The 25,949-nt window shown below is 47.8% G+C and carries 26 protein-coding genes, 3 pseudogenes and 1 riboswitch; of the genes and pseudogenes, 12 read left to right on the forward strand and 17 right to left on the reverse strand.

Going from position 1 to position 25,949, the window contains the following annotated elements; genetic code table 11:
- Positions 1 to 33 precede the first annotated feature (33 nt).
- The 5 genes from atzF to BLT91_RS08720 all read right to left on the reverse strand — a co-directional run bounded on the left by atzF (position 34) and on the right by BLT91_RS08720 (position 8,518).
- Positions 34 to 1,917 carry an allophanate hydrolase gene (gene atzF, locus BLT91_RS08700; protein ID WP_090819507.1) on the reverse strand — a complete coding sequence of 628 codons (1,884 nt, stop codon included), beginning with the start codon at positions 1,915 to 1,917 and terminating at the stop codon, positions 34 to 36.
- A gap of 18 nt (positions 1,918 to 1,935) precedes the next feature.
- The gene (uca, locus tag BLT91_RS08705) at positions 1,936 to 5,556 is read right to left on the reverse strand and encodes an urea carboxylase (RefSeq protein ID WP_090819510.1); all 3,621 of its coding nucleotides are present in this window, start codon (positions 5,554 to 5,556) and stop codon (positions 1,936 to 1,938) included.
- A gap of 56 nt (positions 5,557 to 5,612) precedes the next feature.
- Positions 5,613 to 6,263, reverse strand: coding sequence for an urea amidolyase associated protein UAAP2 (locus BLT91_RS08710; RefSeq protein WP_090819513.1), 651 nt, complete (start codon positions 6,261 to 6,263; stop codon positions 5,613 to 5,615).
- 31 nt (positions 6,264 to 6,294) lie between these two features.
- Positions 6,295 to 7,014, reverse strand: a complete 720-nt coding sequence (locus tag BLT91_RS08715; RefSeq protein ID WP_090819516.1) for an urea amidolyase associated protein UAAP1 — start codon at positions 7,012 to 7,014, stop codon at positions 6,295 to 6,297.
- A gap of 70 nt (positions 7,015 to 7,084) precedes the next feature.
- Positions 7,085 to 7,183, reverse strand: a riboswitch (guanidine-I (ykkC/yxkD leader).
- Positions 7,184 to 7,531: 348 nt separating this feature from the next.
- Positions 7,532 to 8,518, reverse strand: a complete 987-nt coding sequence (locus BLT91_RS08720; protein ID WP_090819519.1) for a Gfo/Idh/MocA family protein — start codon at positions 8,516 to 8,518, stop codon at positions 7,532 to 7,534.
- A gap of 255 nt (positions 8,519 to 8,773) precedes the next feature.
- On the opposite strand from BLT91_RS08720, the gene BLT91_RS08725 reads away from it, so the two are divergent.
- The 3 genes from BLT91_RS08725 to BLT91_RS08735 are packed head-to-tail and all read left to right on the forward strand — an operon-like array spanning position 8,774 to position 9,995.
- Entirely contained in the window at positions 8,774 to 9,151 is a 378-nt protein-coding gene (locus tag BLT91_RS08725; RefSeq protein WP_090819522.1) for a hypothetical protein, read from the forward strand.
- Positions 9,152 to 9,187: 36 nt separating this feature from the next.
- Positions 9,188 to 9,610 (forward strand): SRPBCC family protein, encoded by a 423-nt coding sequence (locus BLT91_RS08730; protein WP_090819526.1) that lies wholly within the window; start codon positions 9,188 to 9,190, stop codon positions 9,608 to 9,610.
- Position 9,611: 1 nt separating this feature from the next.
- Positions 9,612 to 9,995, forward strand: a complete 384-nt coding sequence (locus BLT91_RS08735) for an ArsR/SmtB family transcription factor (RefSeq protein WP_090819530.1) — start codon at positions 9,612 to 9,614, stop codon at positions 9,993 to 9,995.
- A 68-nt stretch (positions 9,996 to 10,063) separates the two neighbouring features.
- Here BLT91_RS08735 and BLT91_RS08740 read toward each other — a convergent pair whose 3' ends face one another.
- Positions 10,064 to 10,384, reverse strand: coding sequence for a winged helix-turn-helix transcriptional regulator (locus BLT91_RS08740; protein WP_090819534.1), 321 nt, complete (start codon positions 10,382 to 10,384; stop codon positions 10,064 to 10,066).
- Between the two features lie 163 nt (positions 10,385 to 10,547).
- On the opposite strand from BLT91_RS08740, the gene BLT91_RS08745 reads away from it, so the two are divergent.
- The 3 genes from BLT91_RS08745 to BLT91_RS08755 all read left to right on the forward strand — a co-directional run bounded on the left by BLT91_RS08745 (position 10,548) and on the right by BLT91_RS08755 (position 13,225).
- A complete protein-coding gene (locus BLT91_RS08745) occupies positions 10,548 to 11,315 on the forward strand; it encodes a DODA-type extradiol aromatic ring-opening family dioxygenase (protein ID WP_090819537.1) in 768 nt (255 codons plus the stop codon).
- A 44-nt stretch (positions 11,316 to 11,359) separates the two neighbouring features.
- The gene (locus BLT91_RS08750; protein WP_090819540.1) at positions 11,360 to 11,716 is read left to right on the forward strand and encodes a DoxX family protein; all 357 of its coding nucleotides are present in this window, start codon (positions 11,360 to 11,362) and stop codon (positions 11,714 to 11,716) included.
- A 228-nt stretch (positions 11,717 to 11,944) separates the two neighbouring features.
- Positions 11,945 to 13,225: an L-cysteine desulfidase family protein gene (locus BLT91_RS08755; RefSeq protein ID WP_090819543.1), complete on the forward strand. Its 1,281-nt coding sequence runs from the start codon at positions 11,945 to 11,947 to the stop codon at positions 13,223 to 13,225.
- A 699-nt stretch (positions 13,226 to 13,924) separates the two neighbouring features.
- On the opposite strand, the gene BLT91_RS08765 is transcribed toward BLT91_RS08755, so the two are convergent.
- The 3 genes from BLT91_RS08765 to BLT91_RS08775 form a co-directional block, all read right to left on the reverse strand.
- Positions 13,925 to 14,830 (reverse strand): AraC family transcriptional regulator, encoded by a 906-nt coding sequence (locus BLT91_RS08765; RefSeq protein WP_090819546.1) that lies wholly within the window; start codon positions 14,828 to 14,830, stop codon positions 13,925 to 13,927.
- A gap of 99 nt (positions 14,831 to 14,929) precedes the next feature.
- On the reverse strand, positions 14,930 to 15,640 hold the full coding sequence (locus BLT91_RS08770; protein ID WP_090819549.1) for a metallophosphoesterase family protein: 711 nt from the start codon (positions 15,638 to 15,640) through the stop codon (positions 14,930 to 14,932).
- A 226-nt stretch (positions 15,641 to 15,866) separates the two neighbouring features.
- Positions 15,867 to 16,367, reverse strand: a complete 501-nt coding sequence (locus tag BLT91_RS08775) for a glycoside hydrolase family 88 protein (RefSeq protein ID WP_090819552.1) — start codon at positions 16,365 to 16,367, stop codon at positions 15,867 to 15,869.
- Between the two features lie 25 nt (positions 16,368 to 16,392).
- On the opposite strand from BLT91_RS08775, the pseudogene BLT91_RS08780 reads away from it, so the two are divergent.
- Positions 16,393 to 16,668: pseudogene (locus tag BLT91_RS08780) on the forward strand (helix-turn-helix domain-containing protein); the annotation flags it as partial.
- A gap of 122 nt (positions 16,669 to 16,790) precedes the next feature.
- On the opposite strand, the gene BLT91_RS08785 reads toward BLT91_RS08780, so the two are convergent.
- The 3 genes from BLT91_RS08785 to BLT91_RS08795 form a co-directional block, all read right to left on the reverse strand.
- Positions 16,791 to 17,075, reverse strand: coding sequence for a hypothetical protein (locus BLT91_RS08785; protein WP_090819559.1), 285 nt, complete (start codon positions 17,073 to 17,075; stop codon positions 16,791 to 16,793).
- A 248-nt stretch (positions 17,076 to 17,323) separates the two neighbouring features.
- Entirely contained in the window at positions 17,324 to 18,160 is an 837-nt protein-coding gene (locus BLT91_RS08790) for a sugar phosphate isomerase/epimerase family protein (protein ID WP_090819562.1), read from the reverse strand.
- A gap of 15 nt (positions 18,161 to 18,175) precedes the next feature.
- Entirely contained in the window at positions 18,176 to 19,252 is a 1,077-nt protein-coding gene (locus BLT91_RS08795) for a Gfo/Idh/MocA family protein (protein ID WP_090819565.1), read from the reverse strand.
- A 124-nt stretch (positions 19,253 to 19,376) separates the two neighbouring features.
- On the opposite strand from BLT91_RS08795, the gene BLT91_RS30610 reads away from it, so the two are divergent.
- A complete protein-coding gene (locus BLT91_RS30610; protein WP_175532166.1) occupies positions 19,377 to 20,267 on the forward strand; it encodes an AraC family transcriptional regulator in 891 nt (296 codons plus the stop codon).
- 75 nt (positions 20,268 to 20,342) lie between these two features.
- On the opposite strand, the pseudogene BLT91_RS32715 reads toward BLT91_RS30610, so the two are convergent.
- The 4 genes and pseudogenes from BLT91_RS32715 to BLT91_RS08815 form a co-directional block, all read right to left on the reverse strand.
- Positions 20,343 to 20,447: pseudogene (locus tag BLT91_RS32715) on the reverse strand (DNA-binding response regulator); the annotation flags it as partial.
- Positions 20,405 to 20,557: pseudogene (locus BLT91_RS08805) on the reverse strand (histidine kinase); the annotation flags it as partial. The pseudogenes BLT91_RS08805 and BLT91_RS32715, both read right to left, overlap by 43 nt.
- A 51-nt stretch (positions 20,558 to 20,608) precedes the next feature.
- Positions 20,609 to 21,361, reverse strand: a complete 753-nt coding sequence (locus BLT91_RS08810; protein ID WP_090819568.1) for an ABC transporter permease — start codon at positions 21,359 to 21,361, stop codon at positions 20,609 to 20,611.
- An 18-nt stretch (positions 21,362 to 21,379) separates the two neighbouring features.
- Positions 21,380 to 22,270, reverse strand: a complete 891-nt coding sequence (locus BLT91_RS08815) for an ABC transporter ATP-binding protein (RefSeq protein ID WP_090819572.1) — start codon at positions 22,268 to 22,270, stop codon at positions 21,380 to 21,382.
- Positions 22,271 to 22,481: 211 nt separating this feature from the next.
- Here BLT91_RS08815 and BLT91_RS08820 point away from each other — a divergent pair, with 211 nt between their 5' ends.
- The 3 genes from BLT91_RS08820 (at position 22,482) to BLT91_RS08830 (ending at position 25,116) form a co-directional block, all read left to right on the forward strand.
- Positions 22,482 to 22,835, forward strand: coding sequence for an ArsR/SmtB family transcription factor (locus BLT91_RS08820; protein ID WP_254776836.1), 354 nt, complete (start codon positions 22,482 to 22,484; stop codon positions 22,833 to 22,835).
- Positions 22,836 to 22,931: 96 nt separating this feature from the next.
- Positions 22,932 to 23,447, forward strand: coding sequence for an SRPBCC family protein (locus BLT91_RS08825; RefSeq protein WP_090819578.1), 516 nt, complete (start codon positions 22,932 to 22,934; stop codon positions 23,445 to 23,447).
- A 112-nt stretch (positions 23,448 to 23,559) separates the two neighbouring features.
- Positions 23,560 to 25,116: an ABC-F family ATP-binding cassette domain-containing protein gene (locus BLT91_RS08830; RefSeq protein WP_090819582.1), complete on the forward strand. Its 1,557-nt coding sequence runs from the start codon at positions 23,560 to 23,562 to the stop codon at positions 25,114 to 25,116.
- A gap of 19 nt (positions 25,117 to 25,135) precedes the next feature.
- On the opposite strand, the gene BLT91_RS08835 is transcribed toward BLT91_RS08830, so the two are convergent.
- Positions 25,136 to 25,360, reverse strand: a complete 225-nt coding sequence (locus BLT91_RS08835) for a hypothetical protein (RefSeq protein WP_175532167.1) — start codon at positions 25,358 to 25,360, stop codon at positions 25,136 to 25,138.
- Between the two features lie 204 nt (positions 25,361 to 25,564).
- On the opposite strand from BLT91_RS08835, the gene BLT91_RS08840 reads away from it, so the two are divergent.
- On the forward strand, positions 25,565 to 25,894 hold the full coding sequence (locus BLT91_RS08840; protein ID WP_090819588.1) for a DUF5658 family protein: 330 nt from the start codon (positions 25,565 to 25,567) through the stop codon (positions 25,892 to 25,894).
- The last annotated feature ends 55 nt before the right edge of the window (positions 25,895 to 25,949 follow it).

The raw sequence follows: 25,949 nt of genomic DNA on the forward strand, positions 1-25,949 counted from the left end.
CAAAGGCTACTCGGCAGACTGCCGCTCCGCCTCCTATAAAGGCAAGACTTGGCGCCAGCCGCCAAGTGCAGTCACATCTTCCGCGCCTTCGGCCGCGTAAGCTTCGCAAACGAAGCCCGGGACTTCACTGCCGTCCCGGAGCTCAACCTTCCCGATCCCCAGCGGAGCTGGGATCGCAGCCGTAAATCCGCCGAATGCCTCCAGCGGCATTTCCCAAACCTCCAGCAGGATGGCTGCGCCACCCTGCTGCTGTTTGACCAACCCCGGCTTCGCCGGCGTGGTTGGCAGCTTCACCAGGCTGTACTTCGCTGCGGTCTCATCCTCACGGATGAACCGCGCTCCACAGCCTAGCATCTGCTTCTCCAGCGGGTAGCCGCGCATGTGTAAACCGCAAACCGCGACTAGCGTCGTCGGCACTGCTGCCACGGCAACCTCATCCGCCGCCGAGCCAGTCAAACTCGGCGTATAAGCTTCAGCAGCCGACTGACGTTCGGCGTTCACATCACCCGCCAAGAACAGCTCGGCTGCGCCGCAGATCAAACTCTCCTCTTCGGCGATCCCAAAAAGCGTGATGCCAAAAGGCGTCTGCGGTGCCGCATCGCCCGCTGGCACCGCAACCCCGCACAAATCAAGCAGATTGCAATGATTTGTGTAGCGGCCCATATCCCGATTCGTGCTAATCGGGTCAGCAAGCACTTGCTTGCGCGTCCACGTCCCCCCGCAGGTTGGCATGACGAGCACCGCGCCCTTCAGCAGTTTGCGAGCTTCCAATTTGAACTGCTGCAGCTTATGCATAGCATGGAACACGGATGCAGCATCATACTCAGCCGCAGAGCCTGAGCGGAGGATCTTTTCCGTTACTGGGTACGCAATGCCCGGATGAGCCTCAATGAAGCTGCCCAAGGCCGCCCATCGTTCGGCCACCCATGGGCCCTCATACAGAATCGCCGCCGCTTGGGCGAACAAAGTAACATCGACATATTCAACAGGGATGTTCAAATCGTCACTTAATCCCTTGAACTTCTCTACAGCCGTATCCCACGCAGCACGGTATTCCGAAGCAAAAGGACCATAGAATCCTAATTCACCATCCGGCAGGAGAACTTTAGCCGGAAGCTTAGAAGGTTCCCTATTCACGCTGCGCGACCAATGGTCATCCGCGTGAAGCCCGCGTACCACGCCGTCTACGGCGAGCGCGTCATCCAAGCTGTGCGCAAAGACGGTTACACAGTCTAAACTCGCACAGGCAGGCACTACCCCTTTGGTTGGCCAAGCGCCGAGACTCGGCTTATAGCCAACCAATCGATTCAAAGCAGCAGGCACGCGTCCCGAGCCCGCTGTGTCCGTGCCAAGCGAGAAAGCCGCTTGGCCACGCGCCACGGAGACGGCTGAGCCCGAGCTCGAGCCGCCGCTGATCAGTTCCGGGCGCAGTGCATTATGCGCGTCACCGTACGGACTTCTCGCGCCGACAAGTCCGGTCGCGAATTGGTCCAAGTTCGTCTTGCCGAGCGGAATCGCTCCTGCGGCAATCAATCTTTCCACGACGCTCGCATGTTCCGTCGGCGTATACGCATACTCCGCGCAGCCAGCTGTCGTTGGTACCCCTGCCAGATCAATGTTATCTTTGATCGCAAAAGGAATCCCCCACAATGGCGCATCAGCCATTGACACAGACTTTAATCCATCCAAATAAGGTTGAATCGCATCCATCTTGGGCGGTGTGATCCAAATATTCATAGCCACGTCATCCAATGAGCGCTGCACAATAGCCGCGATCACCTCTTGCGGAGTTAATTCTTGTTTTTCATACTTATCCAGGAGCCACGAGATACTTAACTCCTTTGGCACTTCGACCGTGATTTTCTTTCCATTTCTCTCATTCTGTTCAATCTTTTCTACTTTGTTAGCCTCAGTCATTTACGGACACCTCTCTCCTTAAGCAGATTGTGCAATACCTAGAATCAGCTGTCCTGCATGAACTTGATCCCCTGGCTTCACTTGAATCATAGAAATAAATCCATCACACGGCGCATGCTGCGGGAATTCCATTTTCATACTTTCGAGAATCGCCAGTTGATCACCCTTCTTCACTTGTTCACCTGCAGATACGAGCACTTTCCATACACTTCCTGGCATAATCCCACGCACAGCAACCATACCTGCCGGCAGCTCATCTTCAGGTTTTTCAGTAATGGTTTCCTGTTCGGATACGTACTCAGCCAATCCCTTTGCCTTCCAATTCTCCCGCTCCGCTTTAAAGGCCTCTTGCTGCTGCTTACGGAATGTTTCCGTACTCTCCTCGATGGAACCTAAGAATTGCAAATATTCACCTAAGTCAAATGTTGTTTCCTGAATATCCGCTTCATATCGTCCTCGAGGGAAGTCTTCACGCAGTTGAAGCAATTCCTCTGCGCTCACCTCATAGAATTGAATTTGATCAAAGAACCTTAACAACCAAGGCTTACCCGCCTTGAAGCTTCCCGTTGAGCGTAGACGATTCCACATTTGAATGGTACGTCCTACGAATTGGTAACCGCCCGGACCTTCCATTCCATACACACACATGTAAGCTCCACCGATACCAACGGCATTTTCTGGCGTCCATGTACGTGCCGGATTATATTTCGTCGTTACTAAGCGATGACGCGGATCGACCGGAGTTGCTACTGGAGCACCCAAGTACACATCTCCTAACCCAAGTACCAAGTAATTAGCGTCATAAACAATCTTTTTAACATCATCAATTGTATCTAATCCATTAATGCGTTGAATGAATTCCAGGTTGCTCGGACACCAAGGCGCATCAGGACGCACCCCTTGTTGATAACGCTGAATCGCAAGCTGTGTCGCCGGGTCATCCCAGGAAAGCGGCAAACGGACAATCCGGGAAGGAACACGGAACTCTTCCAATGGAGGCAGCGCTGCGTCAATCTCAATAACCTTCCAACACGCCTCGCTTACCGTTATTCGAGAAGGATCGATATGAATTTGCAACGAACGAATACCTGGCGTAAAATCCAGCACCGGAATCGAGCCGCTCTCCACAATCGCTTGCAGTAATGCCTGCACTTGGAAACGCAGCAGCAAATCCAACTCGAGCTCTCCGTATTCCACAAGCAAATTCTGATCGCCGCAGCAGCGGATCGTGATTGGAAATCTGCGATTAGCTTCTTCATGAAAAAGACGAGGATATTCCGGCGTAATCTCTTCATTTACAGCAGGTAGTTGTACATGCACCAACCGCCCATAATCTCCATCACCCATCGCCTGCAAATTACTTTCCTGCAAATCACGCAAGGCCTCTGCTTCCGGAAGTGTTAGTAAGTGGAAACGAATCGTATCCCCAGGATGCAGTTGGCCTAGCTTCCAGAACTCGGCCGACGCCGTTGTCACCGGACAAACGAAACCGCCAAGGCTCGGACCATCAGGTCCAAGAAGAATGGGCATATCCCCCGTCAAATCCAGCGTACCGACTGCATACGCATTATCGTGAATATTGGATGGATGAAGCCCCGCTTCCCCGCCATCTTCACGTCTCCACAGCGGAGCAGGTCCTTTCAAACGAACCCCCGTCCTCGAGGAGTTAAAATGCACTTCCCAGCTTGTTTCGGTCAATTGATCCAAGTATTCCGCGTGTAAAAACTCACCTGTACAATGAGGCCCAGGGATCACACCGATCGTCCACTCTCGCGTCATCACAGGACGATGCTGAACCGCAAGCTCAGCTGCCTCAGGAACAAGGCTTCCGCCTTCATTCACACCCAGCACATCTCCCGTACGCAGGGCTCGGCCGCCATGACCACCGAATCCGCCCAGCGTAAACGTGGACGAGCTGCCGAGAATTTTCGGCATATCCAAGCCGCCGCCGATCAGAAGATAAGTGCGCATACCTTCTTTCGCCTCGCCGAAGCTCAGCACTTGTCCGCGAGCAGCAAACACCGGTTTATACGTCGCAATAGCCGTTCCATCCAGTTCTGCTTGCATATCCGCCCCGGTGACGCAGAACCACATGTCGCTGCGGAACTTGTAAGAGCCTCCGCGAAGCGTCATTTCCAGACCGCAGGCATCGTCATCGTTGCCAAGCAGCTTGTTACCAATACGGAACGAAAGCGGATCCATCGGTCCGCAAGGGGGTACACCCACGTCCCAATGGCGGATGCGGCCCGGGAAGTCCTGAACGGTGGTTTGGATCCCGCCGTCTACAACTTCCAGAGCCCGTTCCATTGGCTCGAACGTATTCAACAATTGTGTAAAGACGTTCCCGTCTACACAATCTTTTTCTTGAAGAAGAGCCTGCAAATACAGCAGGTTCGTTGTAATTCCATACATGCGCGTCTCAGCCAGCGCTTCAATCAGCTTACGAATAGCGTCCAAACGGTCCGTACCGTGGACAATGATTTTAGCCAGCATCGGATCGTACAGGGTCGTTACTGTCAGCCCATCCCTGACCCAGGTCTCATTCCGCGACTGACTTGAGAATACCGCACGATCCAGCTGCCCTGTACTCGGACGGAACTGCTGGAGGCAGTCCTCCGCGTAAATCCGCGCTTGGATGCTGTGTCCTGTCGGCTTTCGAATAAGTGACTGTATGTCGCTAAGCTCATTCGCCGCTTCACGCACCATCCACTCCACGAGGTCAACACCCAATACTTCCTCCGTCACACCATGCTCAACCTGAAGTCTCGTGTTTACTTCCAAGAAATAAAACTCATACGTTTCCGGATCATAGAGATACTCCACCGTACCGGCACTTCGATAGCCCGCTTCAGCAGCAAGACGCTTCGCCGAGGCAAACATCGCCTCACGGACTTCATCCGACAGATTCGGAGCCGGGCTTTCTTCAATGACCTTCTGGTTGCGACGCTGAATGGAACAATCGCGCTCACCCAATGTAACGACTTCACCAAAGTTATTACCGAAAATCTGCACTTCAACATGACGTGCTCTCGCGATATATTTTTCAAGAAACATGCCGCCGTTTTTGAAATTTGACTCTGCCAAATGGCGTACACCATCATAAGCAGATCTTAACGTGACTTCATCCGCGCAGACACGCATCCCAATGCCGCCGCCGCCAGCTGTACTTTTGAGAATAACAGGGTAACCAATACGAGCAGCTTCTGAGATCGCCTCTTCAAGCTCTGTTATCAGCGGTGTACCCGGCAGCATCGGTACGCCGGCTCTTTCAGCGATTTCCCGAGCAGAATGCTTAAGTCCGAACATTTCCATTTGCTCCGGCGTAGGTCCGATGAACACAATGCCATTCTCTCGGCAAGCGCGGGCAAAGTCCGCATTTTCACTCAGGAAGCCGTAACCGGGATGAATCGCTTGCGCGCCGGTTTCCAGCGCTGTTTTCAAAATCAATTCTGTATTGAGATAGCTTTCTTTCGCCGGCCCTTCACCGATCAGAACAGCTTCATCTGCTCCATCCACGTGTAAACTATCTTGATCTGCCCTCGTATATACAGCAACGGACGCAACCCCGAGCTTGCGTAAAGTACGCTCAATGCGTACAGCGATAGCGCCACGATTAGCAATCAGCACTTTGGTAAACATCGTATCCACACCCCTTAGAATTTCGTAGACCATCTATCTTTCTTAAGTAAAGGAACTTACTTCTCCCAAATAAGAACCTGAATCGGCGTCGGATTATACGCATTACAAGGATTGTTAAGCTGCGGACAGTTACTGATGAGCACCATCGAGCTGCCTAGCGACTGTACCTCTACATAACAGCCCGGAGCGGATACGCCATCATCGAACTTCAGTCCGCCATCCTTTGTTACTGGTACATTCATAAAAAAGTTAATATTCGGCGCCAAATCTCGCTTCGTGTAAGCACCGTCGTGCTGTGCAAGCTGCAGCATAAAGGTATCGCGGCAGTTATGCATCGACAGCTTATCGTGTGAGTAACGCACCGAGTTGCTTTGAGCCGAGCACGAACCTCCGATCGTATCATGGCGTCCGCAGGTGTCGGCAACGATTTTGAGCAATTCCTTACCGGATTCTGCTCGGAGGACAGAGCCTGTGCTGAGATAAATATTGCTTTGACCTGCAATCGTCGCGACTGCACTATAATGATCTTCCGGATTCTCCGCATCATAAAGCAAGGTGTCTGCCGCCTGATTCCCTTCCAAATCGACAATGCGCAGCACTTGCCCTGGCTTCAAAACCCGCAACCAACCGTCTCCTGCTTGAATAACTTCGCTATAGATGGCGTCCTCGACGAGACGAGGGCTTTCCACTCGATTAAATACGGCCATTTTAGTTCCTCCTCAGCATTTTTGCCTACTATTACAAGCCAAGCAGCTTTTGATATTCCCATGTATTTTCAAAAGCTCGGCGATTCTCCGAGCGGTAATTGACACAATAATCATCTGCATCCACAGGCTCAGCCTGGAGTACTTCGATTTTTACAGGCACAGATGGATAAGAAGTTCTTGGGTCTAGCGGGTTTGGTGTATTCGATAGGACGAGCAAGGTATCTAATTCTGTCCGCAGCGTAACCGTTGCTCCAGCCGGGCAATGATCAGCAACAAAATGCATGTCACCATTCTCATCACTAAACACTTTGGAAAATAAATTCACAACAGGCATCATATCGCGCATGCTGAGTCCGTTACGCACTAGCTCTACGGCAAAGTTTTCTTGCCCGCTCCGCAGCCACTCATTACGCAGCTTTTGGAAATTCGTCGCGCCATATTTGGCGTCTGTCGCCGTACGGCTCGTGTATCCACTTAGGGGATCATGCCAACCAATGCTATCCTCAACAATGCTCACTAACGCTCGGCCATTGTCACTCATCAGAACGTTGCCTCGCCTCAGATGAGCTGTATACTGGGCTTTCAACGTATCCGGCATATTGTAGCGCTCTGTAAGATCCCTTGCGTGGAACAATTGTACGGAAACATTCGCGCCCGCCTCCAGCGCCGTAAAACGAATCAATTTCCCCTTACCAATCGCTCCTGACCATTTGCCTCCCGGGCCTATCGTCATGTTCCAAATGATTTCCATGCTATCGATCTCCTTTACGATGTAGTTAAACAAAAAGGGAGACATCACAAGACTCAAATGTCTTGGTGATATCTCCCAGGTTTTTATCCTTCCGTGGCGCTCTTATGCAAGAGCGGTTTACTCTCGGACCAGCCCGGCGATAACCGGCGGAACCCTAGTAAACAATCGTATTCGTTTGTGTTATTAAACATAACATCACTGAAGAAATGTGTCAATAACTTCTAGCTATTTTAGTACTTTTATCTAAAATACTTCTCATATGATTAGCTAATTGTTATATTAACTTACATATATAACATATATCTAACACAGATAAAGTAAAATTGCATTTTTCCTAATAAGTAAGTAATGATTTATCACATAACATTGTTTTCTAGGGTTCTGCGATGAATAATGCCTCGGCGGACATACCTTTCTCCACCATACTTGCCGGAGCCTCCATTATCTGCTTCTCATTCCTTGGCTTTGATACCGTCACAACGATGGCCGAGGAAACTATCGCCACTCGGTTTTCTTTTTATTTACGGTCCGCAGGAAACACAAGTCCCATCTGATTTCTAGCCTCATCCATAATCGCCATGGCTATGCTGGAATTCGCATGTGAATTCGTCTCGGACTCCAATGCTCCGCTTTTAATAAGTCGAATGAACTCCTCCGCTTCATAGCGCATCGTTCTTACACCCTGCTCCCGCGTCAGATCTTCCACAGAACCGTCTCGATAACGAATCTCCACCTTTTCAGGCTGGTTAATCTTATCAATGACCATCGTTGCGTGCTCGCCTTGAATTTCGGTTGGCAGGTAGGAACTCGCAATTTTGGAGTGCATGATAACGGCATCCATCTCCTTGTAGCTCAGCAGAAGGCTGCCCTCCCCATCTACCCCCGACTCCAGCAGAACCCCGCTTGCTTGCACACGCTCAGGGCTGCCAAACAGCACTGCCAACGGATAAATACAATAGACGCCTAAATCCATTAATGAACCATTGGAAAAAATGGGATTGAACGCATTCAGTACCGTTCCCTGCTTATAAGCATCATACCTTGAGGAATATTGGCAATAGCTTGCAAAATAACGGCGAATCTTTCCAAGCTTATGTAAATTTCCTTGAATAGCTTTGAAATTAGGCATCAACGTGGACTTGAGCGCCTCCATGAACACGACTTTATTGCTGCGCGCAGCCTCAATCATCGCGGTAAGCTCCTTCGTATTGGAAGCCGCGGGCTTCTCGCAAATGACATGCTTGCCATGATTCATACAGAGAATCGCATATTGAGCGTGAAGCGAATTCGGACTTGCGATATAGACAGCATCGAATTCGTTGCTTTGTACAAATGTATCCAGATTCGAAAATCGATGAGAAATCTCAAATTTCCGGGCAAATTCTTCAGCCTTCTGCTCTGTACGTGAGTAAACGGCCGTCAAAACGAACTCCCCAGTCTCACGGGCAGCATGAATGAATTCCTCAGTGATCCAGTTGGTTCCAATCACAGCAAAACGTATCATAGCTTCTCCTTTACACCACTCTTTTTTTATAACTATACCTGATTTGCGATTGTTGAAAAAGCGCAAACTTCTCTAGTGGAACGATAAGCCTCGCAGCTAATCTCAATCTAATCTTGGACAAGTCTCTTGACATGAAACCATTTGGTTTCGTATAATCCTTTATGTAACCATTTGGTTTCGCTTTTCACAGGCCTATGTAAAACTTATCTTTTGGATACAATACGAGGAGCAGATCACGGAAAGGAATGACTTACGATGCAAGAAGAATTGCTGAAGAAACTGCGTTACAAACAAGGACGAGCCCTCGTTCTTTACGCACCTGAAGGCTACGAGCTTGGCGTCGAGGAACCCGTAGAGCCGAATGGGACTTACGATTTCGTTCAGCTTTTTGTTAACAATGCCGCTGAGGTGGCTGAATGGACACCCAAAGCGATTCCGTATTTGAACGATGACGCTCTCTTTTGGATTACTTTTCCGAAGCAAATCTCGAAGGTGAAAACAGACATTAACCGTGATATTTTGTTTACCTTGGTACAAGAAATAACGGACTACCGTCCTGTTAGCAATGTCGCAGTGGACGATAAGTGGTCAGCCTTGCGTTTGCGCCATCAGGATAAAGTAAAAAGCAAGTAAATCATACTAAATTAATCATTGGAGGCACTTATAACGATGGAAAATCAAACTAACACTCTGCCAGATATTAAACAAACACTTGTTTTTAACGCACCTATTCAAAAGGTATGGAATGCCGTAGCGACCTCCGAAGGCATCGCGGCTTGGTTCATGCCGAATAATTTCAAGCCAGAGACTGGCTATGAATTCCACTTGGAAGCAGGACCTTTTGGCAATTCCCCTTGTAAAGTAACCGAAGTTAATCCACCGAACCGTCTTTCTTTTGAGTGGGGCAAGGATTGGTCGCTGACTTTCGAATTGACCGATTTAGAAGGCAAAACCGAGTTCACCCTCATCCATTCCGGTTGGGATTTGGATAAGGTTACGGAATTCGGTCAACCTCACGCGGCTGTTCGCGAGACGATGTCCCAAGGTTGGGGTGGTCTGTCGAAGAAACTCGCCGCTTACGTCGAGGCTTAAGATGTCAGTCCCCTCGCAGAAACATGACGTGTTTCAGGCGATCGCCGATCCTACTCGCCGTCAGGTATTGAAACTGCTCGGTGAGCAAGAGCTGCCGGTCACGGTCATCTCCGGCCATTTCCCGATGAGCCGCACCGCGGTGTCCAAGCATCTTCGCATTTTGGCTGATGCTGGACTGGTCAAAGAAAGGAAAGTCGGCCGCGAGACCCGATATAGGCTGGAGGCGGAACCACTGATGGAGTTGAAGCGTTGGTTATCCTATTATGAACGCTATTGGGAAAACAAGTTAAATGTACTCAAACGGTTCGTGGAGTCAGATGATGAGGAAGGCGGTAATCCCTTTTCCGCTTTAGAATTGATCGATCCGAAGGACACGAATAAATAAAAAAAGGTCATCTACCTGTTGTTTTCAACAGGTTGGATGACCTTTTTTATACGCCTCGTCCCGCATCCTTATTTCAGAATAGGGAGCCACTCCGAGGACCATTTGGCAATCTCACCCAAAATCGGAGCCAATGCCCTCCCCTTGTCCGTTAGGGAATATTCGATACGAACCGGACTTTCCGGGAATACTACTCTCTTAACAATTCCTTCAAGCTCCAGCTCCTTCAGTCGCTCCGACAGCACCTTACCGCTTAAATTCGGAATGGCCTGTTCGATATTTACGAACCGTTGCGGACCCGATAGCAATTGAAAAACGATTAGTGATATCCAACGCTTGCTGAGGATTTCTACAGCTCTTTCGAAACGAGGACACAAAGGTACCTGTTCCATCTTCATCACCTCTATATGTCTATTTATTATAGAGTAAATTGACATCTCTATACAAGGTTACAAAAAGTAAATTACTTACTTGACGAGATTGATACTTTGACGTAACATTAGTTACATAAAGTAACCAACTGAATAAATGTACTTCACGAAGGAGTGTTTTATTGTGATTTCACCCATATTTGTAGGTCACGGTTCCCCCATGATGGCTATTCAAGATTCGGCATGTACCCAGTTCTTGCTTGAATATGGCAAGAAAATAAAACCCAAAGCCATTGTCATCTTCACGGCTCATTGGGAAACTGAGGTACTGACCATTTCATCGACCAATGAGGTATATGAAACGATTTATGATTTTGGCGGCTTTCCGAAAGAGCTATTTCAAATCAAATATCCCGCCAGAGGGAATACGGAACTGGCTCGCAAAATCGCTGAGCGTTTTCAAGCGAAAGGCATCCCCGTGAACTTGGATTCGCACCGCGGACTTGATCATGGCTCGTGGGTACCGCTGTTACGGATGTTTCCAACACCGGTGTGCCCCGTCATTCAAGTGTCCGTTAACCCGTACTTGCCTCCCTCTGAGCAATATCGCATTGGCGAAGCACTGCGCGGACTCGATCAGGAAGATATCCTGATTATCGGAAGCGGCGCTACTGTGCATAACTTACGCGCCCTCAATTGGGAAGCCACGGAGCCTGATGCTTGGGCTGTTGCTTTCGACGATTGGCTCGCCCATAACATGCAAACGCAGAACCTAGAGGCGCTGTTCAATTACGCCACTTTAGCTCCGAATGTTCGTATGGCTGTGCCAAGGCCAGAACACTTCATTCCGCTCTATATTGCGATGGGCAGCGGCGACCCTGCACGTACCGCTCAAATCATTCATCGCAGCTACGAAGTCGGTTCGCTTAGCTATCTATCGGCCTCCTTTTAAGGATACCGTAAATCCTATAGGATTAAAGATGAGATGCTGCAGGATTGAAATGGACGACTCGCATCATTCAAAGCTTGTTGGCAGCAAGTTATGTCCTGTTTGGCTTTTTGAAATTATCCGCAAATCCCATTCAAGTGGCTGTTTTTACACAGACCTATGGGTATAGTTTAGGCTTTATGTATGTGATTGGGGCTATAGAATTGTTGGCGGGAATCGGACTCATCATCGGCTTCTTGAAGCCGCGCATTGCTTTCTTCTCATCCGGCACTATCGCCATTATCATGGCCGGTGCGATGATGAACCACTTGAAGTCAGGACAAGGCATGGGTGTAGCAATAATGCCGCTGATTCTCCTCCTCTTAGCCTTAGTCGTCTTGCTAGGACGTTCTAAACGCATATAATATAAGGCTTTTCCCGCTATCATCTTATAGATGGACCGGGAAAAGCCTTTTTCATTTCATAGTTGCCGATGTGGAAGAAGGGTAATTTTGTAGGCTTTTCTCATATTTTCAACATATTCTCCACATACATGCGTTATAGTAGTAGTTGTTGAACTACGACTGCTATAGTATATTCTTAATGATCGTTTGAGGTTTATAGTTTTCTTGAGTGATAAGGGGAGGTACATCTTGCATATGAATACATTCATTAGCATATTAAAAAATGAACTCGTAGTCGCGCTTGGTTGCACAGAGCCAGTCGCCATAGCCCTAGCGGCGGCGAAAGCAAGAAGCTATGTGGAAGGTCCTATGAAGAAAATAACCGTTCACGCAAGCGTGGGTATCATCAAGAATGCATTAGCCGTCGGGATTCCGGGTACGAATCTGACAGGTATCGATTTCGTCGCCGCGCTAGGTGCCATTGCTGGCAATGCGGAGAAACAATTGGAAGTGCTTGCCGATATTCAACCTGATGATATTACTGTCGCGCAGGATATGGTTGAACGAGGCATTTCCGTGGTCCATCTAGCAGATACCACAAGGAAGTTATATATCGAGGTCCTGATCGAATCAGTACAAGGGTATGCGAAGGTTGTGATTACTGACAATCATACGAATATTACGCTGGTCGAAGTTGATGGGAAGGTCGTTGAATCGGGTGGTTGCGCAAACGCGAGTTTCAAGAGTTCCAAAGAGAAACGGGGCGAGCTAACGTTAGATAGCATCGTGGAATTTGTGAATAACGTTGATCTAGCTGAGCTCCAATTGGTGAAACAAAGCATTGAATTGAACCGTAAGGCAGGGTTAGACGGATTAGCACATGCATACGGTCTCGAAGTAGGGAAGACGATTAAAGAGAATGTACAAAAGGGTATTTTGTCCGACGATTTAATCTCTCATGCCATGGCTCTAGCGGCAGCTGGGTCAGATGCTCGTATGGCAGGATCCAGTATGCCTGTCATGGCGAATTCCGGCAGCGGAAACCAAGGGATTGCAGCGACTAACCCGGTAATAGCAGCTGCAGAGAAGCTTGGCGCCTCGGAGGAGAAACTCATACGGGCTGTTGCTATAAGCCACTTAGTCACGATTCATATCAAATCTAAGTTTGGAAGATTATCAGCCCTATGTGGGGTTACTGTATCAGGTACAGGTGCAAGCTGTGGCATTACGTATCTGCTTGGTGGCGGGAAACCGGAGATTAAAGCCGCGATCCAAAACATGCTCGGGAATGTAACCGGGATGATGTGTGATGGAGCCAAAGGTGGATGTGCCATGAAAGTAGCGACCTGCACGAGTGCAGCGGTACAATCCGCGCTTCTCGCATCCAAAGGAATGACGATTTCCTCCACGAATGGGTTTATCGAAAATGATGCTGAGAAGACGATTGACAACTTCTGTCGGATCGGAAATGAAGCGACGTCTGAGATCGATAAGCTCATCCTTGAAATGATGCTCAGTAAAGACATGTAGTAGGATTAAGTATCCGCCGAAAGGCGGATTTTTATTTATTCTGTGCGGAACCTTCTCCGCTGTAAAGGCAATTCTGCAAGGCATTTTGCAAAGACAAGGAGAGATTCATTACTAAAAAAGGGCGTACCGCGAAGTCATCGCTTTTATTGGAATTCGAAAATACCCCTCCACTGCTTTGCGGATATCCTGAGAAGGGTTGCTCCGAAAAAAATTATTCGGGGCTTTTTATTTTGGAGGCAACTCCTAGTCTAAGTTTGCTTGAAGATTCGTTCACTGATTTGACGAAGAAACTGCGCCCATTTTTCCTGAAATTCCGGCTCATCTAATGTGTGTCCAGTGTCATGCGCGTGACATTGCGAAAAAAAGCGGAGCAGCTGTTAAACTGGATATCACCAAAGTAATAAGAGCGGGATCCAGCTCCTTCGACAGGGGATTATTTAGAATAAGATATGATAGCGCTTTCCACCGGATGGACAGACGGCGAAAGAACGTGTTTCGGATAAATTCATTTGCCTAAATCCGTTGCCCCTGCCCCTCCTACGCAAGTCTAAAAAAAGAGACCCACAGCAACGGGCTGCGGGCCTTAAGGTATATATATTTAAAAGGGGGTCGAATTTCATTATAGGCTCTGAACCTTAAACCCAGATGAAAAGCAGATTTCATTTCGGTTACAAAAGATGCTTATTTGTTTACACGCTTTTATTTTTCCTTAATCGGTATATAGATGTCCATCTGGATTAGCTCGTTTTTAGAAGGATTGCAGCGTTCATCATAAAGCTCAAACTCTGAACCCCCCGCATGTTCAAAGCCCGAATGAGGAAACCACTCTTCAAAAATGGCCTTCCACGTGCTCTGAATAGATGCGCTAAACTGATCCTGAGTAACCTTGGGTGTCGTAAACACCGCATACCTCGCCTCCGGAAATTCTCGGCATACCAGATCGGCAGGCACACCCTCGAAACCTGTAGCTTCCATCCCGATGATATAGGTTAAATCCCCTGACTCCATATTGAAATCGGTACAAATCCCCAGCTCAACTTGTGAATCCGCATGCACGCGATTGGGAATGCGTGACCCCTTACTCTCTTGGAGATACGAACCCCAGAAAGCAGGAATTTCACGGTGGTTTCTTCCCTCTTTGCAGGAAGTTTTCAGTTCATACCCAATCAGTTTAAAAGCAGGCTTCGTCTTCAATTGATAATCCATTCTTATACCTCCTAAATAGGGATTGAATTTCCTTTGCAGTACATTCGCTTTTGCATAAATCGGCGTCAGAATGCCTTGTTTACGGTACGCAAGAGGCGTACGTTCAAAAACTTTTTTGAATGCACGAGTGAAATTCTCATGGGACTGGAACCCATTGTCGAGGGCAATATCGATAAGCCTTTTATCCGTATGTGCGATTTGATAGGCTGCTGTCGCTAATCTTCTCTTCCGAACATACTCCATCACAGCTTCTCCCACCATGGTTTGAAAGACTCTATGAAAATGGAATTCAGAGAAACAAGCCACTCTAGCTAAGCACTCCACAGACAAAGGCCCCGAAAGGTGATCTTCAATAAAATCCAAAGTCTTCTGAATCTGCACATAGTAATCGGTGTCCATCGTTTGCCCCCTCCAGCATTCTAATCATAGTGTACGCTATTCAAAATAACGGTTCTTGATGTTTCTTGCTAAAGGGCACCCTGTATGTCATTGAATCGATTATCGCCAGCTCCCTTTGGAAGCAACCGAATAAGTCTTGTACTTATTTTTGCCCTTGATTTCCAGGCAATTGATTTGCAACCCGTATACGCAGCCGCCATCAATGCCGATTTTATCACGATAAAACCAAACATCGGCTTTCCCATGAATATCTTTGGTGGGTGTATGCCCAAAAACAACCGTTTTTTTAACGACAGTTCGCTGCTGGACAAAAGGTGACCGAATCCACATAAAATCTCTTTCCGGCTGGGTTTTCCAATCGGCATACGTGGGGTTCAGCCCAGCATGAACATAAATGTGAGTCTCGTCTTCGTAATAAAATGGAAGGTTATTCAGAAATGAAATATGATCGCTGCAATTTTGTCGAATTCGGTCTTTGGATTGCTTCAAATCAAGCTCCTCCGGTCCACAATAGCTTTTAAATGTTTGGATGCCGCCATGTTCAAAAAACTTCATTTCTGTCTGTGAATCTATGTCCCGCAGAACTTCTACAAAACGCTGATCATGGTTCCCTTTGAGCGCAATCGCTCCCTTTTCTCGTACCAAATACATAACGAATTCCACAGTTTCCCGACTTGCCGGCCCTCGATCCACGTAATCGCCGAGCAATACCAGCTGGTCTTCTTCTGCGTTAAAATTCACTTTATCGAGTAATTGCTTGAATTCATCCACACAGCCATGTATATCGCTTACTGCTAACGTTCTTTTCATTTACTGCACCCCCTGATGCTGATCTATGGACAAATATGTCCTATTTACCTAGCAAACTCTGAATCTATGGGTATCTCTATTATTTTATTTTTATTATATTTTATCATAGTTTGGTTTGTTCGGGATTTCTTAATTATCTTTACTCATACGTAAGAAATATGAAAAGGACGCCCTGAGGGACGTCCTGATAAGCCTTCAGCAATAAATTATCGCTTCATTGTCTGCCTTATTTGATAAGGAACTGTACTTCTACACACGCCATTACAAAAGCACCCACGCCATGCAGGTCATTCTCGCTAGTTGGGCGGGTTACATTGTTCTCATAATCACCGGCAGACGTTCCGATGCAGATAAGCGGTAAGATCACCCGCTCCTGTTCATCGAATTTCAACGTTCGGATCAGACCTTCATATCCCTTCACGGCTGCGTCCGCACACTCATGACCCACAACTCCGTGCTTAATTGCTTTGGCAATCGTGTATACGAACAGACTCGTACATGACGTCTCCAGCCAGTTATCGGACTGATTGCCTTTGTCAACGACTTGATACCACAGTCCGCTCTCCGCGTCCTGATAACGAATCAGTGCATGAACGAAATCTCGCAGGGAGTTCACTAAAGCTTCGCGCCCCGGCTCATCCGCTGGGAGCTCATCAAGGAATTGCGCTAACTCTAGGCCATACCAGCCCACGCCGTTAATCCATAGGTCGTTCGTTAACTTCTTCAACTAAAGACTAATGAAGACGCCGGGCGAGGATTGCGCATCCAGACTGCATTATAACGCGAATTACTTAAGCAGCATTTTCCGTAAAGAAACGAACTGCTCCTTCAGCGACTACTTGTCCGCTTACCGCTTCAACATGGCCAAGAAATGGCTCTCGGAAACGGATTTGCCGATCAAAGACATTTCTTCCAAGCTGCGCTACAACAATTCGCAGAATTTCATACGCTCCTTCCGTAAGCAGGAAGGGCTCACCCCTGGGCAATACCGGGATAAACAGAAAGAAGGCTCGGTACCTAGTCATTAGGTTGAACGCCAACAGCCTCCGAAGCCACCACGTAATCGTTGTGGTGTTCGGAGGCTGTTGGCTATTCGTGTACGCAGCCAGAAAAAGGCTGCTTGTCCCATCTTAACTCTAGCATTAAAATACTAGGTGGTCGGTGCTACAGCTGCTTTAAGCGCAGCGCGGTTGTTCCATAAAAACGAAACCACACTATTACGTTCATCAAAGAATGCTTCTTTTTCATCCAAATAGTCTTGACCACGCCCATGTACACTGAAACGATCATCTGAGTAGTTCATTAAAGTCCATTGGCCCCCGCGCTTGTTGTCAGCAAACACAAGGTATAGTTTCTGGCCCGAAGCGTCCCACTTAGCAAATGAAGAAAAGTTGTCCAAAATCAGGCCGATGTCATTTTTCTTTTTAATTTGCATGATCTTATCTCCTTTTCATTAGGTATATTTAATAGAACAGGAACATAGTATACGAGAATGAATAAAAAAGTTGTCATACTGTAGGGATGGATGATAAGAACTTTTGTCGAATGACTTCTTCTCTACGCTAAGAAACCTTCAAAACCACGATAAAGTGGAGCTGAAGGTTATCTTTATCCCAATATTATGTACATAATGGGAGCTGAAAATTTCAAAAATGACTTTTGAGACAGCCCCCGCCAAAAATATTAAATACCTGCTGCCGCGTACACTTTATCAAAGCCAGCTTTGGAACGCTTAACCAAGCTCTCAGGGGAATCCGTCGGCGGCGTTGCCGTTAAGATCTCCTGAGCGACAGCGCCCTTATAACCAATACGCTGCAAGCCTTGCAGGAAGCCTGCCAAGTCAATAACGCCCTCACCCGGATATAGGCGTCCGTTATCCAGCACCTCTTCTAATGGAACATCCGGCGCGTCGTTGATATGGACATGCACTATCTGCTCGGCGCGAAGCTTCTCGATATCAGCCACGGTTAATCCGTTCGTGTACCAGTGGTACGCATCGAACAATAAGCCTACGTTGCTCTCGCCAATCGCGTCGATCCAATCCAACGTCTCATCTAGTGTCCAGATGAACGGATGCTTCCAACGTGTACGAAGGTGATGCGGACCGACAAACTCCAATCCAAGGCGGATGCCGTAAGCGCCAAGGATTTGGGCGCAGGTACGCAATCTACGCGTAGCTAACGCCATGAAATGAGCAGCACCCAAATCTGTGGAAGGTAACACATATGTGCAGCAGCTCGTACATCCGAGAGCAGCAGCAGCAGCGGCTGCTTGTGCTAGCTTCGGCAAGCCTTCACGGAATGCTTCTTCCGACCCCCGCCATTCAACTGGCAGACCGATGGAACCGATGACGAGACCATGTTTACGAAGCAGCTCACGTGCTCCATCAACACTGTAGCTCTCCACTAGGCTCAGCGCGTCGATATCGACGGCTTGAAAGCCATATTTTGCCGCTAACTCAATGAATTGTTCGTTACTTTCTAACTTACCAAGTCCAGCCCCAGTTAATCCTCTAAGCATTATTATTCCTCCTATTTAGATGTCCCAGTTTAATTTTACTTCATTGCCTGTACGAGATGATTCATAAATAGCATCCAGAATTAAATTATTCGTATAACCGGATAAGGCGGATGTAATCGGTTGTTTGCCATCACGAATGCATGCCAAGAAGTGCCTACTTAAACGTTGACGCTCCCCTTCATCATTCTCAGGTTTCATGAGATCTGTTTCTATCGCACGATTAAACTTCTCGGTAAGCAGCTTGCCTGCAGCTCCCTTGTAGCTCGCGCCGCCTTCTGAACCCATAAGATGAATGAACGGCGTATTATCCGTATCCATATGAACAGCCCAGCTTACTTCCAGCGTTAATGTACTGCCGTCTTCCATGCGAATCAAAGCAGTAGCCAAATCTTCTACATCATAGGTACCGTTCCAATTGGGTTTCCCCCAAGTTCCGATCCCTTTCTTACGAGGTCCGAATTCCGCATAGGTCGCTCCAAACACGGATACCGGCTTCGGATTCCCCATCAAATAGAGCGCCAGATCCAGCATGTGAACACCAATATCAATTAACGGGCCCCCGCCTGACTCATCCATTTTGGTAAACCAAGTTCCCCAACCTGGGATTCCTTTGCGGCGGAACCAGCCTGTTTTGGCCGTGTATATCTTGCCGAGCTCACCCGCTTCAACCTGCTCTTTGATCAGCTGCGGCACAGCTTCCCAGCGCATTTGGTGACCGATCATCACCACTTTGTCCGATGCCTCACTAGCCTTCAAAATTTGTTTGGCCGCTTCCGCGTTGATGCCCATTGGTTTCTCGATCAGCACATGCTTTCCAGCTTCAATAGCTTGTACGGCAAGCGAAGCGTGATGCAGGTTAGGCACGCCGATAATGACCGCGTCTACATTCGCGCTTTGAATAAGTTCCTCAGGTGTTGCTGCCACGTAAGCAATTCCGTGCTCTTGTGCTTTAGCTTCAGCTAGGGGGAAGTACGCATCCGTGATGGTCGTAATTTCACACAAATTCGCCAATTTGGAAAACTCGCGTATATGCACACCGCCAATGTTACCCGCACCAATGATGCCTAATCTAATTTTGTTAACGCTTCCCAAAGCTCGTTCCTCCTCATTATGTACATCCTGTACAACCTGCTTTTATGGTAAAATAAATACAGCAAGAAATCGTACCTTATATTTCGGAAAACGTCCCAATTCTTCGAAGGAGATTAGCCTGTTTATGACGTATTTTCCCGATTATCTGAAAACGTATCCAAATATGCACTCGTCTTTCCCTTTCCATCTCAGCAGGAATACGCTCGACCGCGGCTTTCGGGCGCATCGCCATGATTTCCTAGAATTCTCTTACGTGGTCGAAGGCAGAGGTTCAGAAACGATAAATGACGTTAAGCATGCGATGACACCTGGCACTTTCACGTTCGTACTGCCTTATCAGGTACATGAGATTTTTACGGATTCGGGACAAAATCTAGTTCTGTACAACGGCATGTTCAGTATGGATCTACTTATGGAGCCAGGAAGTGATCAAGGCTTATCTAACCTGTTTAATGATAGGAACGGCATGCCGGCTTATGTCCAGCTTGATGGACAGGATCAACAGCAGATGAGCGCTCTCATAGAAGATATGTACAAAGAATACAAGGGAAACGAACGCTACAGACAGACGCTGCTGAAAGCCAGATTGAAGGAAATTCTCGTTCGGTTTGATCGTTATCGTTGGAAGCACACGGAGCAACCTGAAGATATGGAAATTACGCCGCTGTCAAGGGCGAAAGCCAGCTACTCTGTGTGGCCCATCATTCATTACATCCACAGCAACTATCAAGAGGATCTAACCTTGTCTGATCTCGCTTCGCGGTTCTCGATGAGTATCTCCCGCATCAGCGAGGTCATTAAACAAACGACCGGGCAAACGTTCGTCCATTTCCTGCACGACCTGCGTCTGCGCCATGCGTGCAGCTTATTGGTCTCCACCGACATGAGCGTGACGGAGATTGCTTTGGAGGTTGGGTACGGCTCGTACAAGACATTTTCCCGTATTTTCCGAGAAAGCAAAGGCATCGTACCGAAGGACTATCGCAAAGCCGAGCATGGTCGGCGGGTGAACTGAAGAAGCCTCCAAGAACACATATCCGTGTTTGGCGGCTTCTTTATTGTTTCAAGATACGGTCGATTCCCATCCACCTCAATCCAACCAGCCGTTCTTTTCCGCCGTACCAATTGCGTCGATGCGATTCTTCGCTTCCAGCTTCTGGATCGCTTCTGACAAATAGTTGCGTACCGTTCCGGGTTCCTTGAAATTAGCTTCTCTGCAAGCTCGCTTTTCAACGTGATGAGCGACAGCGAATGACCAAGCTTATCGTGCAGGTCCCGCGATATTCGCTGACGCTCCTCGTTTTTGGAAAAAAAATAGGCGACCCAGATGGAGGACGCCCGCCCGATTGACTCATATTACACCGCTTCCTGTCGCTTCATGATATAAGAAGATAATACCATAAACAGTACTACATAGGCAGCCAAAATACCGAAACCACTCCAGTCAATCGATCCTCCACCAACCAGATTCCAAGCGCCTTGGCCGAGCCTGAAGGTTGGCGTGAACTTCGCAATGGTCTGCATTGTACTAGACATCGTAAATGTCGGCATCCAGAGACCGCCTAGAACGGAAAGACCCATATACAGGATCATACTGAGCACTTGAACCGAATCGGTGTTGCGCATCGTACCGAGCAGTGTGCCCAGCGCCATGAAGGAGAAACCACCGATCCAAATCCACAAGCCGCTCTCGATCCATACAGCCGCCGACAAATTGATTCCCTTGCCGAATCCGCCGATCACGAACATCATGATAATAATAAAAAAATTGATGACAGCTTGGGCCGCCACTTTCGAAAAAACGTAAGACCAAGACGGCAGCGGCGTTATGCTAAGCAGCTTGATCCAACCCTGCGAGCGCTCTTTGGAAATACGTTGGGCGAATGACATTAAACTGGCCCCGACAATGCCATATGAAGTCATGGACATAAGATAGTAAGCGGACCAATCTACCCCGCCAATTTTGGTGCCACTGCCCATTGTACTTGTGAAAATAAAGAAGAACGCAACTGGCATAATAATTGTAAAAAAGACAAACCTTCTGTTTCGCAGCGTCCGCATCAGCTCCGCTTTGGACTGTGCCAAAGTCGCTTTCCATGTATGATTCATTGGAATCACTCCTCATCGTTAATTAGCTTGCTTTACGAGCGCCTGGAACGCATCATCCAAACCGCCGCTTTGAATTTCAATATCGCGCATATCCACTTGCTCCTTAACGAGCGTAACAATCAACCGATCCGTATTTCCGCTGTACAGCGTCACCCTGCGTCCACTCCACTCAACATCCGATACGCCCGGCAACTCCTGCAGCATCTCTGTCACAACCGATTCCCCTGCCGTGAACGATATGACGCGTCCGGTCGTCTCCGCCTTAATTTCACTCGGCGTTCCATCAGCAATGAGCTTGCCGTTATTGATGACAATAACCCGGTCTGCTACGCTGTCGGCCTCTTCCAGGTAGTGCGTCGTGAGCACAATAGTCTTCCCTCTGCCGGCCATAGCGCGAATTGTATCCCAGAACAGCTGCCTGGAGGAAACGTCCATTCCAACAGTCGGTTCATCCAAAAATAACACTTCAGGATCGCCCGCCACTGCTAGAGCGAATCCAAGTCGACGCTGCTGGCCGCCGGAAAGAGATGACGCATATTTATCCTTTTCTTCGACGAGTCCGGAGATGTGAAGCAATTGTTCAAGAGGCAGAGGCTTCTTATAATAGTTCCGGAATAAATTTATCGTCTCCGACACTTTGAGATTGTCAATGACGCTGACGTCCTGGAGCATCGCGCCGATTCGTTCGCGGATTTTCTGCTCCCGCGGATCGTCACCAAGTAGTTTGATACTGCCGCTGGTAGGTTGATTTAGACCAAGAATCATCGAAAGAGTTGTTGTCTTTCCTGCACCGTTCGGGCCAAGAAGTGCCACCACGCATCCTCTCTCAATCGACAATGATAAATTGTCGACTGCTTTTTTTCCTTTATACACTTTGGTCGCTTTTTCCAACTGTATGGCCGGTATCATCCGCTTCCACTCCTTATTTTTTCATCTGAGTTCAGCTTATCGAAAGAGCAGTGTGCCGGAATTCATAATTGTCATCTCTTTCATATGACAAATGTCATATCAAGCAATTAATGCTCTCCAGTTCCGGAAATACTAATCCACATACCCTTTTGCTAGAAAACAAGCTGCTCTGAAAGTAAGTATTGAATATTCCTTGACAGGAATATTCCGAATGAGGTATATTACAAGTATGAATTCGACTATGAGTGCTCTTGCTGAGCCCAACCGCTTACTAATTGTCGAACTCTTGCGTGACGGTCCCCTCACGGTGGGAGAAATCGCCGATCGACTTGGGCTCCATCAGCCCCAAGTCTCCAAACATCTCCGCGTCCTTAGTGATGCTGGAATCGTGGAGGTCCATCCGATCGCCAATCGGCGGATCTACAAGCTGCGGCCCCAGCCGCTTCAAGAGCTAGACGCTTGGCTGAAGTCCTTCCGCCGCATCTGGGATGAGAGCTTCGATCGCTTGGATGACTATTTGCAAGAACTGCAAGCCAAAGAAAAGAACAAAGGCGACAAGCCCTAGTGTTGTCGCAGCGCATCTGCCGTTCTGCCACAGTTTAGTGGGAGGGAGACTCGAATTTGATTTCGTAAAAAATTAAAAAATTTGGAGGAAATTCACATGTCCGAAAATAACACAAACGCAAACCAACCTGAATTAGTTTTTAACCGAATCTTCAATGCACCACGCGAGCTTGTCTTCAAAGCTTGGACCGAGCCTGAGCATCTGACGCATTGGTGGGGCCCGAAAGGCTTGACATTGCGTGTTGCTAGTTTAGATCTCCGTCCTGGCGGCGTTTTTCTCTACAGTATGAAAACTCCTGATGGCCACGAAATGTGGGGCAAGTTTGTTTATGGTGAAATTACACCTCCAGAGAAGCTCGTTTTCACTAACTCGTTTTCCGATGCGGAAGGCAATACCATACGTGCTCCCTTTAGCCCTGTTTTCCCGCTTGAAATTCGGAATACACTAACATTCGAAGAGCAGGATGGCAAAACCGTTCTTACGATGCGCGGAGGCCCGGTTAACCCTACCGACGAAGAATCCGCATTTTTCGTGTCCATGACGGAGAGCATGCAGCAAGGATTTGGCGGAACCTTCAGCCAACTCGACGAATACTTGGCAAAATTGGCATAAAAAATATCGCACCGACTCACCAGAGCCGGTGTTTTTCTTTCATCTAGGAGTTGTTAGTACACTATCGTTTATAATAAAATGAGATTAAAGTTTAAAAGAAAAGGTGTCATTCATGAGCATATTAAACGTAGAGAAACTAAGTCACGGCTTTGGAGACCGCGCCATCTTCAACGATGTATCCTTCCGTCTGCTCAAAGGCGAGCACATCGGACTCATCGGCGCTAATGGTGAAGGAAAGTCCACCTTCATGAACATCATTACAGGAAAGCTCCAGCCGGATGACGGCAAGGTCGAATGGTCCAAGCGCATGCGTGTTGGTTACCTTGATCAACATGCTGTACTTAGCAAAGGCCTGTCGATCCGCGACGTCCTGAAGGGAGCCTTCCAATATCTGTTCGATATGGAACAGGAAATGAACGACATGTACGCCAAGATGGGTGATGTATCCCCGGAAGAGCTTGAGCAAATGCTTGAAGATGTGGGAACGATTCAGGATACATTGACGAATCAAGATTTCTACATGATCGATGCCAAAATCGAAGAAACCGCCCGCGGACTTGGGCTTACGGATATTGGACTGGATAAGGACGTCAATGATTTAAGCGGCGGACAGCGGACAAAGGTATTACTTGCGAAGCTGCTGCTCGAAAAGCCGGACATCCTGCTCCTCGATGAGCCGACGAACTATCTTGATGAACAGCATATCGAATGGTTGAAACGCTACCTGCAAGAATATGAGAATGCCTTCATTCTGATTTCACACGACATTCCGTTCCTTAACAGCGTAATTAACCTTATTTATCACATGGAAAATCAAGCACTAAATCGCTATGTGGGCGATTATGAGCATTTCCAAGAGGTCCACGAAATGAGAAAGTCTCAGCTTGAATCCGCGTACAAACGCCAGCAGCAGGAAATTTCGGAGTTGAAAGATTTCGTTGCCCGGAATAAAGCAAGTGTGGCAACACGCAACATGGCGATGTCCAGACAAAAGAAGCTCGACAAGATGGAAGTCATAGAGCTGGCTAGGGAAAAACCGAAGCCGCAGTTCAATTTCAAAGAGGGCAGAACGTCTGGTAAGCTGATTTTTGAAGCTGCAGATCTCGTCATCGGTTACGAGGAACCCTTATCCAGACCGCTCAACCTTCGTATGGAACGCGGCCAGAAGATCGCGCTTGTGGGCGCGAACGGCATCGGTAAAACGACATTGCTGCGGAGTATTTTAGGTGAAATTAAGGCCCTATCCGGCACTGTACAAAAGGGAGAAAATCAACAAGTTGGTTACTTCCAACAGGAAATAAAGGATACTAATAACAATACCTGCATTGAGGAAGTGTGGAGTGAGTTCCCATCGTTCACACAATTCGAAGTACGCGCGGCGTTAGCCAAGTGTGGACTTACCACCAAGCATATCGAGAGCAAAATTGTCGTACTAAGCGGTGGCGAGAAGGCAAAGGTTCGACTTTGCAAGCTGATCAACCGCGAGACGAACTTGCTTGTGCTCGATGAGCCGACCAACCACTTGGATGTCGATGCGAAGGATGAGCTGAAACGTGCTCTCCAGTCATACAAAGGCAGCATCCTGCTGATTTCCCACGAACCGGAATTTTATCGGGATATCGTGACAGACACATGGAACTGTGAATCCTGGACGACCAAGGTGTTTTAAATCATCCCCCTAGGCTTATCTAATCGTTCGCGATTAGGTAAGCTTTTTTGCTGCACCTAGTCTGGATTCGCATGATGATATTTCTAGCTGGCCATATCCCCCTTGCCATCATCATTTGCATATGTCTAAAGAGGATAAGAACCGTTCGAATTAACCATCCGATTCGCACGCCCCAAATCATCTGATTTCTTGCCACCCCGAGCCAATTACGCAGCATTTTCACCTCTCTTCTTTCACCATTCATCTTATGAATTCATTGTAAAAGAGATCCTTCGGTTTAAAATCAGTCCACAGACCGAACTCCTTCTCCTCTCTCCGCGCCATTTTGATGCCAATCCTTCTCGGTACACTAAGCTTCTATTGCATTTGTTTGATACGTTATGTATCATTTAGGTTGTAACCGTATCGCGCTGCTCACTTATTACGGTTAAAAGCGAGGACGCCGCCTATGCCTTTCGTTCGCCAATTTTTTAGCAGTAAAACATTAGTTTGGTTACTTCTCTTATGTCTAAGTGACGCGTTATTCACAGACATTGGTCTTCATCTGGCATTTATTAAGGAGTTAAATCCCTTTATCCGTGCCATCTACGAGTGGCATGTGGGTGGATATTATTTCGTTAAGCTGATCCTTCCCTTGATACTAATGGCCATATATCCTCGTATTCGCAAAAAGGTTTGGGTCCAGCCTTGTCTTTCTCTCACCGTTTTGATCTATGGAGCCGTCAATGTGTACCATTTCATCTGGTTATCCTATGGATTGACTTACCTTGCCAACTAACGAAACAATAAAAAAGCCATGTTGCGCAATCTCTCAACATGGCTCTTTCATTTTT

Origin of the sequence: Paenibacillus sp. yr247, from assembly GCF_900103825.1 — a bacterium.
Lineage (GTDB): Bacteria > Bacillota > Bacilli > Paenibacillales > NBRC-103111 > Paenibacillus_E.